The sequence below is a fragment of the Kitasatospora sp. NPDC088742 genome (assembly GCF_055584905.1).
This window is the reverse complement of record NZ_JBVJLD010000048.1, coordinates 1-13885: the sequence shown is the minus strand read 5'-3', so window position 1 is coordinate 13885 and position 13885 is coordinate 1. Positions and strand designations below refer to the sequence as shown.

Below are 13885 nucleotides of genomic sequence, written 5' to 3'. Positions count from 1 at the left end.
TCCTACGGCTGCTGCTCCACCAGCTCCTGGTGCAGCCCGCGCACGGCGTCCACGGCGGAGCGCAGCGTCCCGGGGTCGACCGAGAGCCCGCTCAGGGCGGCCTCGGCGCGGGGCCGGTAGCCGGGCGGGGTGCGGGGCAGCGCGGCTGCCTCGGCGAGGGCGCCCTTCTCGTTCAGCAGGAAGCGGCCGTTGCGGGCGAAGACCACCTGGTTGAGGCAGGCCACCGCGCGGTGCAGCAGGCCGGTGACCTGGTGCAGGTCACCCCGGCGGGCCGGGGAGAGCGCCCCGTCCAGCGAGAAGCCGGCCTCCCAGCCGAACCGGGCCACCACCGCGGCCGCCAGCGCCTCCGGGTACGGGTCGACCAGGGCGCGCAGCGCGGCGAGCCGGCCCTCGGGGTCGTGCAGCGGCAGGTTGTGCCGCACCTCGCCCGCGTAGACGGTGGAGACGAAGCCGTGCGGGTGGCCGGGCTGGTAGTCGACGGTGAAACGGCCGGCGGCCGCCTCCCGGACCACCCGCTCCACCCGCGCGTGGTCGCGCAGCAGCACATCGGTCTTCAGCCCGTCCACGGTGAGCCAGACCCCGCCGTTGATCCACGGCCCCCACTCGCCGTACCCGCCGTGCCCGGCCGGGGCGCCCCGGTCGTCCAGCTCGGCGGCCGCCGCCAGTACCTGCCCGAACTCGGGCGCGGCGGCGGGGTCGTAGTACAGGCCGATGTCCACGTCCGAGTCCGGCCGGGCCGCACCCCGGGCCCGCGAGCCGCCCAGCACCACCCCGGTCACCCCGGGCAGCCGGGCCAGCCGCTCCCCGATCCGGGCCAGGGTGCCTGCGGGCTCGGGCAGTTGTGCATCCGTCATCCGGGCAGCCTACGGGCCGGGCTGACGCACGGTCAGGGGAGTTTCAGGAGGCGGCGCGGAGGAGGGCGTCGTCCTGCCACTTGAGGACCGATTGACCGACATGGTCCGGTGACCTGCGGGTTTGTCGCCGGAATGCCGCTGACCAGGGAAAGCTACCTTCGGCAGTTGACACTGGTCGGCGGCGTTTCTCACCCTCATGTGACCCAGATGTGCCCTGCGGGGATCAGCTATCGCTGGCCGCGATGAGGTCACCTGACGTGTGACATCTGCCCGGCCGCCCGCGAGGGCCGGCGGCCGGTAACTATCGCTGTCCGATCCGCCAGCCGCGCGGACGGCCGGTTGGCATCGTGCTTCCGCCTCCAAGCCACTTCGCCCACCCGTCGGCCACAACCTTCAGCAAGACCCTTGACCATCGCCCCGACATGCCCTCGCTCCCGGCACTCCATCAGCGCTCCCACCGCCCGTAGCCTCGACGCTCCCTGCATCGACAGCGACAAGTGCCGCGCGCTCCCCGCCAGTTCACTCTCACGACGTCAAAACGAGCCAGGCCCCCTACCGCATCGGACCGACAAGACAGCGCGGCCAACAGTCGGGAACCGGCCAATACTGGAATATTCGGGTAATGAGATCGAATTAATAGCGGCACTCGATTGTCGCATATTTGGCGCATTCTTATGACCGGCTTTCAGTGCGCCGAAGCGCCTTGAAGGGACCCGCGAAATCGCGTGCCGCTCTTGCCAATCCTCGCCACTCCATATAGATCTATCCATGGCAAGATGGCTCAGATAAGTCAATGGGTGATCATACTGGAACTTAAGCGCATTAACCTATGTGACATTGGCACGGACCGCCCCGTGCGCGGCACATCGAACGAACTGGATCGACTGACCGGCTCAGCAAAAAGCATCGGAATTAGCGTTCCACTGCTCGTTCGCCCCGGCGACCACATGCTTATCAGTGGCCGCAGAAGGCTCGAGGCGTGCAGACGCCTAAATGCTCGGACAGTTCTAGCCCTGTTCCCGGCCGACGTCCTTGAGGCGTGCGAGGAGCTTGAAAGGCACAAGAATGATCCACGGATGACTTACCTAGTGCCAATGACTGTTCGCGAGAAGATCCAGATGGCTGCAGCTCTCCACGGTCTTCCTCGGCCAATTGATGCGGGGCAAAAATTCTCTTACAGCATCCACACGGGACCAGCGGTAGGCCTTACACACTCTCTCCTCTGGCGCATTCGGTCAGTACTAGGAAAGTCGCAGGAAGGCACAGACGGTAGCGATCAGGCAACCCTGGCCGCACGCGACTTTCTTGCCAGGATGATTGAAGCCGTTGAAAGTCCACCTAATGGGCTGACCGGCGACCAGGCAGTTCGCCAAATGCATTCCCAGTTCACCGCCATCTGGCGGCAGCTAGGCGGGGCACAATTTTCCGTTGGATCGACACGGCCGAGAGTATTCAGGGTGCCCTCTGAAGGTCAGAGCACCGCTGGACCCATCACGCTGTGGGCCGACGGATCACGAAGAAAAAGGACTACACCAAAGCAGAGAGAAAATGCCCTTCGGCGCGGAATTGACGCAATCTCTGGTGCCTGCACTGGCCTGGCAAGTATCGACGCATCTGGGATCTCAGAAGAAGATCTCGGATACGCCCGCAGAGAGCTGCTAAAGGTTTTTCAGGTGCTCCGACAAAAAGACCGAGAGCTGCAAAATCTAGAAATGGCACGATAGTCATGGAGATTCACCACAAGGCGACCATCGAGATGATCGCACCAGACTCAGTAGGCAGAGATGCCAGGGTCAACACGCGCCCTGCAGACAAGAACTGGGTGGCCAAGCAGAAGAAGGAAGGTTTCGACGAGAACAGACTCGGGGTGCCGACAGTATCAATCAGGCCAGACGGCTCTATCATCTGGCTCGACGGACAGAACCGCGCCGCACTTACAAAGGCCGTCGGGAGGGGTCATGTAAAGATTACAGTCAAGGCATTTCGCGGACTGTCGCTCGCACAAGAAGCCGAGCTCTTTCTGGGCCTAAACGACAATCGTCGCGTTACCCCGATGTATAAGTTTATGGCCGAGGTTACCGCGAAGCGCCCCGAGGCAGTTGCAATTATGAAGATTGCCAAGGGGCTAGGCTGGACGGTCACCAATGGGACCGGCCCGCGGACTATCGGAGCAATCTCGGCAATGACATCTATCTACCGCTCCAGTAGCCCGCAGGGCGATTTGCTACGGGATTGCCTGAGCATCATTACACAGGCATGGGGTTACGAGCCCGACGGGGTCGGCTCTTACATGCTGCTGGGAATGGCGTCGGTGCTGGAGTCATGCCCAGGAATTAGTCACGGAGAATTGATCAAGAAGCTCACAGCGCACGATGGAGGAGCCGCGAGCGTTCTCGGAAAGGGGCGTGGCTATAAAACAAGCACCGGATGTACCGTCGTCCAGGGAGTAGATCAAGTAATCAAGACCGCCTATAACGTCGGGCGGCGCACGGCCAAGGTGCACACTTGGGGTACTCCAGTGCAACGAGGTGTCGCGAAAGGCCAGCTCGCAGTCCGCTTCTAATTAGCCAGAATCTCAAGCAACTGGCGCCAGGCTGACCCGGCATCCCCATCACCATTTCGTGGCCCTGCGGTGGGGTTCCCGGCCTCAGGGTCCGCTAGCCGACGGTGGCCGACCGCCCAAGGCCAACTCGCTCGGGTGGATCACCGCCTTCCTGGCCCCGACCGCCCGCGTTGGCGGAGCGACTCGGAAGACCCTCAAGACGCTACACTTCCCGCAGCCGTGGGTGATTCACCCTGGTGTTGCCGCCGCCCGGAACTCGCTTGGCCGCCTGTTCCGGGCGGCGGACTTGCCTTCCGCCGCTATCCCGTAGGTCGGAGCACGGTGAAAACCTCGACGGGCGCGCAGACAAGTGCCGGTAGGATGGGCCTGCCCACAGTAGACCTTCGCTCTGTGTAGCAGCCCGAGGAACTGACCTCACGTCAGTGCCTCGTTGCGGCCCCCAGACTGCGCCTGTCATGGCACCCCCAACTGGGGTGCGTGCGGGAGAAATTGGAGCATCCGAGGATGGCTCGGCACCTGATCACCAGCGCCCTTCCGTACATCAACGGGATCAAGCACCTGGGCAACATGGTCGGGTCGATGCTCCCGGCGGATGTGTACTCCCGCTACCTGCGCCAGCGCGGTCACGAGGTCCTCTACATCTGTGCCACCGACGAGCACGGCACCCCCGCCGAGCTCGCCGCCAAGGAGGCCGGCCTCCCGGTCGCCGACTTCTGCGCGCAGGCGCACGACCAGCAGAAAGCCGTCTACGACGGCTTCCAGCTGTCGTTCGACTTCTTCGGCCGCAGCTCCTCGCCCCAGAACCGGGAGATCACCCAGGAGATCGCCCGCGAGCTGCACGCCAACGGCTTCATCGAGGAGCGGTCGATCCGCCAGGTGTACTCGGTCGCCGACGAGCGCTTCCTGCCGGACCGGTACATCGTCGGCACCTGCCCGCACTGCGGCTACGACAAGGCCCGCGGCGACCAGTGCGAGAACTGCACCCGTGTCCTCGACCCCACCGACCTGCTCGAGCCGCGCTCGGCGATCAGCGGCAGCTCGGACCTGGAGGTCCGCGAGACCAAGCACCTCTTCCTTCTCCAGTCGAAGCTGACTGAGCAGGTCGAGGAATGGATCGCCGCCAACGGTGACAGCTGGCCGGTGCTCGCCTCCTCAATCGCCCGCAAGTGGCTGACCGAGGGCCTGCAGGACCGCGCGATCACCCGCGACCTTGAGTGGGGTGTCCCCGTCCCCGCCGACGTGTGGCCCGAACTGGCCGCCGCTGGCAAGGTGTTCTACGTCTGGTTCGACGCCCCGATCGAGTACATCGGCGCGACGAAGGAGTGGGCGGACGCGGCCCCGGCCGGCGAGACCCGGGACTGGAAGTCCTGGTGGTACGAGGCCGATGACACCGTCCGGTACACGGAGTTCATGGCCAAGGACAACGTCCCGTTCCACACGGTGATGTTCCCCGCCACGATCCTCGGCTCGCGCCAGCCGTGGAAGAAGGTCGACTACGTCAAGGCGTTCAACTGGCTTACCTACTACGGGGGTAAGTTCTCCACCAGCCAGAAGCTGGGCATCTTCACCGACGTCGCGCTGGAGCTGCTGCCAGCCGACTACTGGCGCTACTTCCTGATGGCGCACGCCCCCGAGTCCGACGACTCCAGCTTCACCTGGGACCTGTTCGCCTCCGTCGTCAACAAGGACCTCGCCGACACCCTCGGCAACTTCGTCAACCGCGTGCTCTCCTTTAGTCGCAAGCGCTTCGGCGACGACGTCCCCGCCGGCCACGAGGCGGGCGAGGCCGAGGAGCGCCTCGGCGCCCAGATCGCTGAACTGCTCGCGGACTACGAGAACAACCTCGACGCGCTCAACTTCCGTAAGGCGGCGCAGAGTCTGCGCGCGCTCTGGAGCGCGGGCAACGCCTACCTCGACGAGAAGGCGCCCTGGCTCCAGGTCAAGACCGACCCCGAAGCCGCCGCGCTCACCCTGCGCACGGCGATGAACCTGATCTACCTCTACTCGATCGTCTCGGAGCCGTTCATCCCGGCCAGCAGCAAGGCCGTCCGCCAGTCGTTCGCGCTCGCCGAGGACGCTCCGGCTCGCACGCAGGCGTGGGTGAGCGCGCAGGAGGCCCAGGCGCTGGACTTCGTGCCGGCCGGTACCGGCTTCACCGTCCCGCCGGTGCTCTTCGCCAAGATCACCGATGAGGACCTGGAGACCTGGCGCACGCGGTTCGGCGGCGAGTAAGCGCACGAGGGGGTTGGAGAGATGGGTGGGGGCGGCGGCGCGACGGTCTTCCTGGTTCGCCATGGGGAGGCCGACTACGACAGGCTCGCGCCGCACGCCCCTGTCTACGAGGGGGCGCGGCGCGACTTCGCCCCGCTGACGGCCCGTGGTGTCGCTCAAGCGCAGGCCGCGGCAGCGGAGTTGAGGGGTAGCCAGCCGGCGCTGGTCGTCGCCTCGCCGTACACGCGCACGCTGCAGACCGGTGCGCTGCTGGCCGCCGCCTTCGGGTGTGAGCTCCGGGTCGATCCCGCGCTGCACGACTGGCTGCCGGTCCGCGACGGCCGGACTCCGGTGACGGCCGACGCTGTGCGGAGCGCAATCAGCGAGTACGAGCTGTGGCGCTCCTCAGACGTGCTGCCGGCGGACCGGCAATGGGAGACGGACGCCGAGATGGCCGCGCGTCTGAAGGCGGTTGTGGCGTGCCACCCGGCAGCGGGGCCGCTCGTGGTCGTGAGTCATGAGGCCGTGATCAAGGCGGCTGCCGGGGCCGAAGACGTCGGCTTGGCGTCAATTCACCCGCTGCACATGTAACCCACCCGTCTGGGTGGTCATTTGCTGCGTCTGGTGTGACGCGCGTTGCTGCTGTGCTGCTGCGGTGGGATCCCTGCGCCCTCAGTGGGGACATATCAGGCCAAAGCTGGATGAACTACCGCCAAGGCGGCCCTGCACGTGGGAGGGTTACTGCTCCCTGGGAAGTCCGACAGCACGTCGAGACGGAGCATCCGCATGAGCGATCCCGCGCTACCCCGGCAACTCCCACCCGCACAGGCCGAACTCCTCACCGAGCTGGCCGACTTGCTTCAGACTGACGAGCTGGTCGTCTACGGCGGTGCCGCCTTGGACCTGCTCGCCGACCCGCACCAGGCCGGCCACGACGTCGATGTGGCGATCGTCGGGCTCTCCCAGGCCGAGCGGTGCCGGTCCCGGCTCCTCGTCCAGCCCGAGGTCAGCGAGCTCTCCGCGCCGCGCGAGTACTGGATCCGGCTCGACCGGCCGGTCGTAATGTTCGACGTGGAGTGGCGGGGTCGCGTGCTCGACCTCAACTTCGTGGAGACGCTCGACGGCATCGGCCACTTCGACGTGGAGTGCGTGCGCTGGCACCACCCTTCAGCCACCTACGTCGACCCGCACGATGTACTGGCCTCACTCCCGGTGCGGGACGCCGGGCTGGTGAGCGAGATCGAGAGCGAGAACCCGCTGCTCCTGCTCAACCGGGCTGTGCGGCTCGCTGCGAAGTACGGCATCGACCTCGACGGAATGGGCCGACTGGCCGCGGCCCTCCCTGCCCTCGTCACCGCAGCCGGGCAGTGGGCCAGTTCGGACGACTTCCACGGCCGCCAGGCCGAGCACGCTCACACCCGAGCTCTGGCCGGCGCCATCCAGCGAGCCGCCGACCCTGAGCATTTCCTGGCCCAGTGCCTTCGCGCCGGGGTGGTCGACTGCCGACACCAGGCCCTCGCCGACGTTCTCCGGCGCGACGAAGGAGCTCTCGGCCGTCTGGCCAGCACCCGTTCGTACGACGAGTTCTGGGGCGCGGCCGAAGCCCTGGGCCAGCCCCGATCGCTGCACGACGCCAACCACCCTGGAGGTACCCGGTGACCCGGTACGGCTTCGTCATCCCCACGCTCAACGAGGCCGAGTACATCGGCCACACGATCGAGAGCATCGCAAACCAGCAGGACGAGCACGGCCGGCCCATCCTGCGGGACGAGTACGAGATCGTCATAGCCGACGCACCAGGCGACGACGGCACGGCCGAGGTCGTGGCGGCCACCGCAGCGAAGTTCCCCGGCCTGCGGTGCACGGTGGTCACCGAGACGACCCGCTCGATGGTCGTCCAGCGCAACACCGGGATCGACTACCTCCTCGACCGGCCAACTCCCGTGCAGTACATCGTCAGTGGCGACTCGGACACGCTGTTCCCGCCCACCTGGCTGGCCGCTGTCGAGAAGGAGACCGGGCAGGGGAGGACCGTGGTCTCCACGGCCGGCTTCTTCGAGGCGGACTTCTGGCGCCGCTGTCCGGCCCTGACCCGGCGCTACATCGAGCACGTCGGGACCGTCTTCTTCCCGCAGAGCATCGTCGACAGCTACGTCCGCGACGACGACCGGCCGCTGTTCACCGAGCAGGTGTTCCGTGACTTCGGCCGTCCCGTCTCCGACTGCGCCTTCGTGATGGAGTCTCAGACCTACCGGCGCCTCGGCGGCTTCAGGCCCGAGTACTACGACGAGGCCGGCACCCACGAAATCCCTGCTGTGGGCTGGCCGTTCATGTTCCGGGCCGAGTTCGACGGCATCGACATCGCGTACGTCCAGGACCCGGCGTACGAGACGAGCGCCCGCCGCATGCTCCACGAGCCGGAGGCCCTGTTCAGCGGCAGCTGCTACACGGGCGAGATCGAGAACTACCGTTCCGAGAACGGCGACCAGCACGCCCTGCTCGACCACTTCGCCGACCGGCTCGACATGGCACCTCTGCGCCGGTACGTCGTGAAGAACTACCTGCTCCAGCAGTGCATCACCAGGCCCGAGCGCGTAGCCCGTAACGCCGCGTACTTCGGCGACGTCACCGCCGAGCTCTCCGAGCTGGTCACGGACTGGCGGGCGGACCATCGGCAGGCCGTGACGCGCGAAGTGTTCGCCTTCGCCGATGAGCTGACGGACCGCTTCCTTGTCCCGATCCTGGAGCGCACCGCTGAGCGGGCCCTCAGCTGAGGGCCCGCTCGGCGGAACGGCCGTGGCCGTGTGGATCACTTGCGCCACACGGTCCGGTCGAAGGTGGCCTTGCGCTCGGCGAGCAGGTCGACGGCGGCCTTCATGTGCTCACGGCCGATCAAGGGACTGGTGGGGTAGAACTTCAGGCCGGAGATCGGGGCTCCGCCGGCGGTGGTGACGTAGCGGCTGCTGAACGAGTAGACGACGCCACCCGCGTTGTGGTCCATCCGGGTCTCCTGGTCCCACTCGAAGAAGGCCCGCAGGTAGCGGTTGCCGTCCTGCACGAGGGAGGCCGTCTCCGCCGACGAGTTGAGGATCTCGTGCCGCCAGTCGGCCGTGGGCCGGTCGGGCCGGTGGAGGCGGACCATCGTCTGGTAGCCGAGCGCATGCGGGTTGAGCACCGTCATGCCGTCCTGCTGGGCGACGGACGTGCGGAATAGGAAGGCGGCGTCGACCAGACGGGCCAGGATCGTCCCGTAGCCGTGGTGGCCGAGGCTGTGCAGGCTCGCGAGTGCGGCGATGGCCTTGCCACCGGCGCGGGAGGTCTCCAGGGTGTAGTCGACGGGCGAGAAGACGCTGAAGTCCTGGGCGAGCTGGTGAAGTTCGGCGCCTGCCGTGCCACCCCTCCGGAGCACCGCGCAGTCGCTGCGGTCGTTGAACTGTACGAAGCTGCAGTCGATGGGGCAGGCCCCGACTCCCTTGTGGAAGTCAACACCCCAGGAGTCCGCGTGGCGCAAGCCCTGGATGCGCTGCTGCTGCTCGCGCAGAGCGGCTACGGCGGGAGAGCCGGGCTCCAGGTCGTCCAGGGCTTCGTCGGTGAGCATCAGCCAGGCCCAGCCGACCACGGAGTCAACGTGCAGGTGCGGGCGGTAGGGCAGGCTGTACTCCGAGACCAAGCGGTTCCGCAGGTCGGCCATCGCGGCGATGTCGTCGATGGCGTGGTCGTAGGTGGTGCCGCCGTTGATGATGACGGTCGCGATCTGGTGTCCGGCGTCGAGTTCGGCCCTCAGCAGGGTCTCGACACCGTGCATCCTGGTGCGGCGGTCATCGCCGGAGGGTAGGACCACGAGCTGGTCGGCGCCCAGGCCGAGCCAGTCCGCTGCGGTGGCGTGCGAGAAGTGGGCGTCCTCGGTGATGACGACGCGAGCGCTGTTCGGCACGCCGGTGCGAGCCGAGTCTGGAAACGCCTTCCGTAAGCCGGACTTGATGCCGTACGCCATCGTGCCGGTGCCCCCGAACGTGAACAGCCCGTACGCCCGCTGCGGGTCCACGTCCGTGAGCTCCGCGAGGATACTGCTGACGGCGGCCTCAGCCGCGACGGCGTTGCCGGCGAGGCCGTCGTTGATCAGGTAGACGTTCACGTCGAGCGAGACCGCGTACATCGCCGCAGCCACCACGTTGACGGCCGCGCCGAGGTTGTACTGGAGCTGCGGACAGCGCCAGTTGACCGCTCCGGCGAGGAAGTCGCCGGTCATATCCTCGATCAGCTGGTGCGGGTCGGCGGCACCGGTGTCGGGGAGCCGGCCGTACCGCTTCAGGAGATCGAGGTGGGTCTGCTGGGGGCCAGGCGGGCTCGGCACTCGGGGCAGGTCGGCCTCGGGCATCAGGCGGTCGAGTGTGCCGAACGCCCGGCCGCAGAGTTCGACGAACTGGCTGTCGCGGTAGCGGGCGGGGAACAACGAGCGGGGATCACGAGAACGGCGCTGGGCGTGCATCGGCCATGACTCCTGTCGTGAAGGGGCTGATCGTTCCGGAAGGGAGTGATGTCTGGCGGTCGTTCATCCCGCCCTGTCGCGGGCCGCGGCCCAGGTGCGACGTCCGTGGAGCAGAAGGGCTGGGCAAGAAGGACGAGCGCCCGCTGAGCAGCGGCAGCAGGGCGACGCGGTGGGCGGACAGCACCGCGTGAACTCCGGGGCCGCACAACTCCAGTTCGTAGCCCTGACCGGCATCGAGCACCTTGGTCAACGTGGGTAGGACTGTGCGGTCGTCGAGCCAGGCCGCGAGTTCCACGGCCACGCTGCGGATCACTGCCTGGCTGAGCGCGATGGCGGCCCGCCGTAGGCGCTGGTGCGCGGTGCCCGTGTCGAGCAGTACCTCCTGCTCGAGGAGTTCGGACCGCGTACAGCCGCCGATCCCGAGGGCCACACAGCGGTAGACCACGGCGGGGCGCACGGTTGCCGGTGTCACGGGTTGCGCTCCTCTCCGTCGGGGGCCGTGATCTTTGAGCTGAGGTGGAACCAGACCTGCTTGCCGATCCCACGTGGCTCGACTGCAAGCTCGTCCGTCATCACCCCGAGGAGGAACAGCCCTCGTCCGTCTACGTGGTCGTCCGTCGGTTCACGGACCACGGGCAGAGTGTCGGCGAGGTCGGTCACGCCGACGAAGACGCCGGCTGCCGTCTCCGACAGCACCAGCTCGCACGCGCCGCGGGCGTGCTTGTAGACGTTGGTGAGCAACTCCGTGACACCCAGTTCGGCGACGAAGCTCAACTCGGCTTTCTGCCAGAGCCGCAGGTGCGCCCGGACGATCTCACGCATGGGCTCCATGTGCTCTGGTCGGATGTCGGGGAGCATCAGCCGGTAGCGACCTCCGCCCTTCGGCGGGACACTCCGGGACGTGCAGATCGGCTCCCCATGAGCGGTGCAGCGTGCCGGAAAGCCGAGTGACGACACGTCAGTTTCGGTGCTCTCGGCTCTCATGGCGGAGTACTCCTCAAGCAGTGCAGGTCACTTCGGGCAACCAGGTAACCGCCGATGCATGGTCAGGAGTACTGTCGGTGGGGGTGTCGAAGAGTGTCACTTCCGCTACCGATCGTGCTGGGGGCCACGGCAATGAAGTCGGTGAACACCAAACTCGAGCGGCTGCTGGAGCAGTCCGGCGTGAGCCGAGGCGAGCTGAGCAGGCGAGTTCGTGCGAAGGCGAAGGAGTGGGGCCAGCCCCACATCGCGCCGGACACGACGAGCGTCCGCCGCTGGCTGGGCGGCGAGATTCCGCGCCAGCCTGTGCCGGACATCCTGGCCGACGTCTTCTCCGCCGAGTTCGGCTACCGGGTAACCACCTACGATCTCGGGCTCTCTGACGCTCCGTCCGCCGATCGCTCCCTGGTGTACAACTCCTCCTACACGGCTACCGTTGAGGCCGTCACCAACCTGGGGAGAGCTGACGTGGACCGTCGAAAGTTCCTGGCCATAGCCCCGTTCGCCGCTGTCGCCGGCGTCGGGCCCTCGCGTGACTGGCTGCTGAACACCCTGGAGCAGGCCCCGGTGGCCGGACCTCAGGTACGGCTGGAGGACGTCTCGGCGGTCCGGAACATGTTCGGCGCCTTCCAGCAGATGGACATCTTCCAGGGCGGCGGTTCGGGCCGGCTGGCTCTCGCCGAGTACATGAACGCCCACGTGTACCCGCTCCTTCGGCGCACCTACACCGAGACGGTTCGGCGGGCGCTGTGCGAGGCCGCCGCCGAACAGACCTACCTTCTCGGCTGGATGGCCTACGACAACGGCGAACACGGCACCGCACAGCGCTACTTGATCCAGTCGCTCCGCCTTGCCGAGGAATCGCGCAACCCCGCGCTCGGCGCACACGTACTGGCCGGGATGGCCGACCAGGCCACCCTCCTCGGCCACCCGGAGGAGGGACGTCGGCTCGCCCAGGCCGGCCGAGCCGGACTGACCGGGGTGTCCTCCCCCGCCTGCCTAGCTGACCTGTGGGCGCTGGAGGCCCGGGCCCTCGCCAAGCTCGGCGACAAGGTCGCTGCGGCCCAGGCCGTCAACCGGTCCGAGATCGCCTTCGCGCAGGTGCGCCCGGAGCAGGAGCAGGAGTGGGCGAAGTTCATCGACGCCGCCTACCTCCACGGCGAGCACGCCAACACCTTCCGGGACCTCGACCGGCCCGACCACGCGGCCGAGCACGCCCGCCTCTCCATCGACCACGCCCGGCAGCAGAAGCGCGCCCGCCGCGGCGCGATGTCGCAGGCAGCCCTGGCGGTCTCCCACCTTCAGCGCAGCGACCTCGAAGCCGCCCACGCCGCCGGCGTCCGCACGCTCTCGCTCGCCAGGCAGGTGCAGTCCTCCCGCTGTGTCGAAGCCGTCCAGGATCTCCAGCGACGCATGGAGCCGTTCGGCCGCCACCGCCTCGTCGTCGACTTCGCAGAGCGGGCACGGGAACTCGCCGCTGCTGCTTGAGTCACGACGGTTTCCAGATGGCGTATCGCCATGGCGAGCAACCACCTGGATACCTGACACGGCAGCCAAGCCGCAGGGGTTCAGCGCCACCGAGTCATCTCAGGACGCCGCCCGCAGCAGGGCGTCGTCCTGCCATTTGAGGACCTTGTCGAAGCTGACGATGGCGCCGCGGAGGGGGTGGTTGCGGAGTTGGACGTGGTCGGTGAGGGCGTGGATCAGGAAGAGGCCGCGGCCGCTCTCGGCGGAGAGGTCGGGGAGGGCTTCGAGATCGAGGGGGCGGGCGGAGGTGGGGCGGCCGGCGGGGAGGACGTGGGTGTCGTAGGGGGCGGGGCGGCCGTCGGGGCGGGGGCGGTGGGGGGTGAGGGCGGGGGCCGGGAGGGTGGCGCGGCCGCGGCGGGTGCGGCAGCGGGTGCGCGGGCGGGCGGGGGAGGGTGAGGCGGTGCGGCGGACGGCGGGGAGGGGCGGGGTCCGGGTGGGCGCGGCGGCCGGGGGGAGGCCGGGGCCGGAGTCGGTGACCTCGATGCGCAGGGTGTCGCCGGAGATGGAGGCGGTCACCTGGAAGCCCTCGTCGGGGCGGGCGGAGGTGGCGTGCTCGACGGCGTTGGCGCAGGCCTCGGTGAGGGCGATGCCCAGGTCGAAGGCGATCTGGGGGTCGACGCCGGCCGAGTCCATCGCGCCCAGCAGGATGCGGCGGGCGAGCGGCACGCTGGCCGGGTCGCGCTTGAGGTGCAGAGTCCACCAGATATCCACGGGAGGTCCCTCCTGGCTGCGGCTCCACATACAACTAGGTATCTCCGGCATATTCGCGGGTGAACCGTGCGTGAGCCCCGGGACCGCCCGTTCGGCGGATGGACTGGTGCAGCGGGGTGTGCCGAGCAGCGCACTGCACGGCGCGCGCGCCGGGGCCGAACGGGGCAATGTGATGTATTTTCCGCCCCTCTCCCAGGCGTGCTTGTAGGCGGTGAGAGGATGGCCCCGCCATGACCAGCCACCTGCCCGCCCCGCTGCCGGGAGCCGCCACCGAGGGCCGCCGTGCCCCCGGCACCGAGGCCGCTCCCGCTGCCGCGTGGGATCTGCGGCTGGTCCGGGCGGTGCCGTTCGCGGTGGTCTGCACGCTGATCGCGGCGGCCGGCCACACCCTGGCCGGCGGCGGCGAGGTGGCGCTGCCCGCGCTGCTGCTCGGCTTCGTGATGGTCTGCGCGGTGGCCACCGCGCTCGGCGGCCGGGAGCGTTCGCTCGGCTCGATCGCCGGGGCGCTGGGCGCCGGGCAGCTGGGGCTGCACCTGCTGTTCCACTCCG

The 13885-nt window shown here is 68.0% G+C and carries 11 protein-coding genes and 1 pseudogene; 7 read left to right on the top strand and 5 right to left on the bottom strand.

Going from position 1 to position 13885, the window contains the following annotated elements; genetic code table 11:
- Nucleotides 1-2 precede the first annotated feature (2 nt).
- A complete protein-coding gene (locus ACZ6ZR_RS29855; protein WP_465647575.1) occupies nucleotides 3-854 on the bottom strand; it encodes a nucleotidyltransferase domain-containing protein in 852 nt (283 codons plus the stop codon).
- A 1726-nt stretch (nucleotides 855-2580) separates the two neighbouring features.
- Between ACZ6ZR_RS29855 and ACZ6ZR_RS29850 the strand changes: the two genes are divergently transcribed.
- The 5 genes from ACZ6ZR_RS29850 to ACZ6ZR_RS29830 all read left to right on the top strand — a co-directional run bounded on the left by ACZ6ZR_RS29850 (nucleotide 2581) and on the right by ACZ6ZR_RS29830 (nucleotide 8402).
- Nucleotides 2581-3417 (top strand): DUF6551 family protein, encoded by an 837-nt coding sequence (locus ACZ6ZR_RS29850; protein ID WP_465647573.1) that lies wholly within the window; start codon nucleotides 2581-2583, stop codon nucleotides 3415-3417.
- A gap of 504 nt (nucleotides 3418-3921) precedes the next feature.
- On the top strand, nucleotides 3922-5649 hold the full coding sequence (gene metG, locus ACZ6ZR_RS29845; protein WP_465647571.1) for a methionine--tRNA ligase: 1728 nt from the start codon (nucleotides 3922-3924) through the stop codon (nucleotides 5647-5649).
- A gap of 21 nt (nucleotides 5650-5670) precedes the next feature.
- Nucleotides 5671-6219, top strand: coding sequence for a histidine phosphatase family protein (locus tag ACZ6ZR_RS29840; RefSeq protein ID WP_465647569.1), 549 nt, complete (start codon nucleotides 5671-5673; stop codon nucleotides 6217-6219).
- 195 nt (nucleotides 6220-6414) lie between these two features.
- A complete protein-coding gene (locus ACZ6ZR_RS29835) occupies nucleotides 6415-7287 on the top strand; it encodes a hypothetical protein (protein WP_465647568.1) in 873 nt (290 codons plus the stop codon).
- Nucleotides 7284-8402, top strand: coding sequence for a glycosyltransferase (locus ACZ6ZR_RS29830; protein ID WP_465647566.1), 1119 nt, complete (start codon nucleotides 7284-7286; stop codon nucleotides 8400-8402). Before ACZ6ZR_RS29835 ends, ACZ6ZR_RS29830 begins: the two co-directional genes overlap by 4 nt.
- A gap of 35 nt (nucleotides 8403-8437) precedes the next feature.
- Here ACZ6ZR_RS29830 and ACZ6ZR_RS29825 read toward each other — a convergent pair whose 3' ends face one another.
- Genes ACZ6ZR_RS29825 through ACZ6ZR_RS29815 form a run of 3 tightly spaced genes read right to left on the bottom strand, consistent with a single transcriptional unit; the run spans nucleotide 8438 to nucleotide 10948 of the window.
- Nucleotides 8438-10081: a pyridoxal-dependent decarboxylase gene (locus ACZ6ZR_RS29825; RefSeq protein ID WP_465647564.1), complete on the bottom strand. Its 1644-nt coding sequence runs from the start codon at nucleotides 10079-10081 to the stop codon at nucleotides 8438-8440.
- Between the two features lie 10 nt (nucleotides 10082-10091).
- Nucleotides 10092-10589 carry a hypothetical protein gene (locus tag ACZ6ZR_RS29820; RefSeq protein ID WP_465647562.1) on the bottom strand — a complete coding sequence of 166 codons (498 nt, stop codon included), beginning with the start codon at nucleotides 10587-10589 and terminating at the stop codon, nucleotides 10092-10094.
- Nucleotides 10586-10948, bottom strand: a complete 363-nt coding sequence (locus ACZ6ZR_RS29815) for an ATP-binding protein (protein WP_465647677.1) — start codon at nucleotides 10946-10948, stop codon at nucleotides 10586-10588. The genes ACZ6ZR_RS29820 and ACZ6ZR_RS29815 overlap by 4 nt, the downstream gene beginning before the upstream one ends.
- 285 nt (nucleotides 10949-11233) lie before the next feature.
- On the opposite strand from ACZ6ZR_RS29815, the gene ACZ6ZR_RS29810 reads away from it, so the two are divergent.
- Entirely contained in the window at nucleotides 11234-12586 is a 1353-nt protein-coding gene (locus ACZ6ZR_RS29810) for a transcriptional regulator (RefSeq protein ID WP_465647560.1), read from the top strand.
- A gap of 99 nt (nucleotides 12587-12685) precedes the next feature.
- Here the strand turns inward: ACZ6ZR_RS29810 and ACZ6ZR_RS29805 are convergent, their stop codons facing one another.
- Nucleotides 12686-13336 carry an ATP-binding protein gene (locus ACZ6ZR_RS29805; RefSeq protein ID WP_465647558.1) on the bottom strand — a complete coding sequence of 217 codons (651 nt, stop codon included), beginning with the start codon at nucleotides 13334-13336 and terminating at the stop codon, nucleotides 12686-12688.
- Between the two features lie 230 nt (nucleotides 13337-13566).
- On the opposite strand from ACZ6ZR_RS29805, the pseudogene ACZ6ZR_RS29800 reads away from it, so the two are divergent.
- Nucleotides 13567-13885: pseudogene (locus ACZ6ZR_RS29800) on the top strand (hypothetical protein); the annotation flags it as partial.

What these genes read in the sequence shown, in the direction of transcription:
- ACZ6ZR_RS29835 (WP_465647568.1), top strand. Translation starts at nt 6,415, where the DNA reads ATGAGCGATCCCGCGCTACCCCGGCAACTCCCACCCGCACAGGCCGAA.
- ACZ6ZR_RS29850 (WP_465647573.1), top strand. Translation starts at nt 2,581, where the DNA reads ATGGAGATTCACCACAAGGCGACCATCGAGATGATCGCACCAGACTCA.
- ACZ6ZR_RS29815 (WP_465647677.1), bottom strand. Translation starts at nt 10,948, where the DNA reads ATGGAGCCCATGCGTGAGATCGTCCGGGCGCACCTGCGGCTCTGGCAG.
- ACZ6ZR_RS29855 (WP_465647575.1), bottom strand. Translation starts at nt 854, where the DNA reads ATGACGGATGCACAACTGCCCGAGCCCGCAGGCACCCTGGCCCGGATC.
- ACZ6ZR_RS29840 (WP_465647569.1), top strand. Translation starts at nt 5,671, where the DNA reads ATGGGTGGGGGCGGCGGCGCGACGGTCTTCCTGGTTCGCCATGGGGAG.
- ACZ6ZR_RS29810 (WP_465647560.1), top strand. Translation starts at nt 11,234, where the DNA reads ATGAAGTCGGTGAACACCAAACTCGAGCGGCTGCTGGAGCAGTCCGGC.
- metG (WP_465647571.1), top strand. Translation starts at nt 3,922, where the DNA reads ATGGCTCGGCACCTGATCACCAGCGCCCTTCCGTACATCAACGGGATC.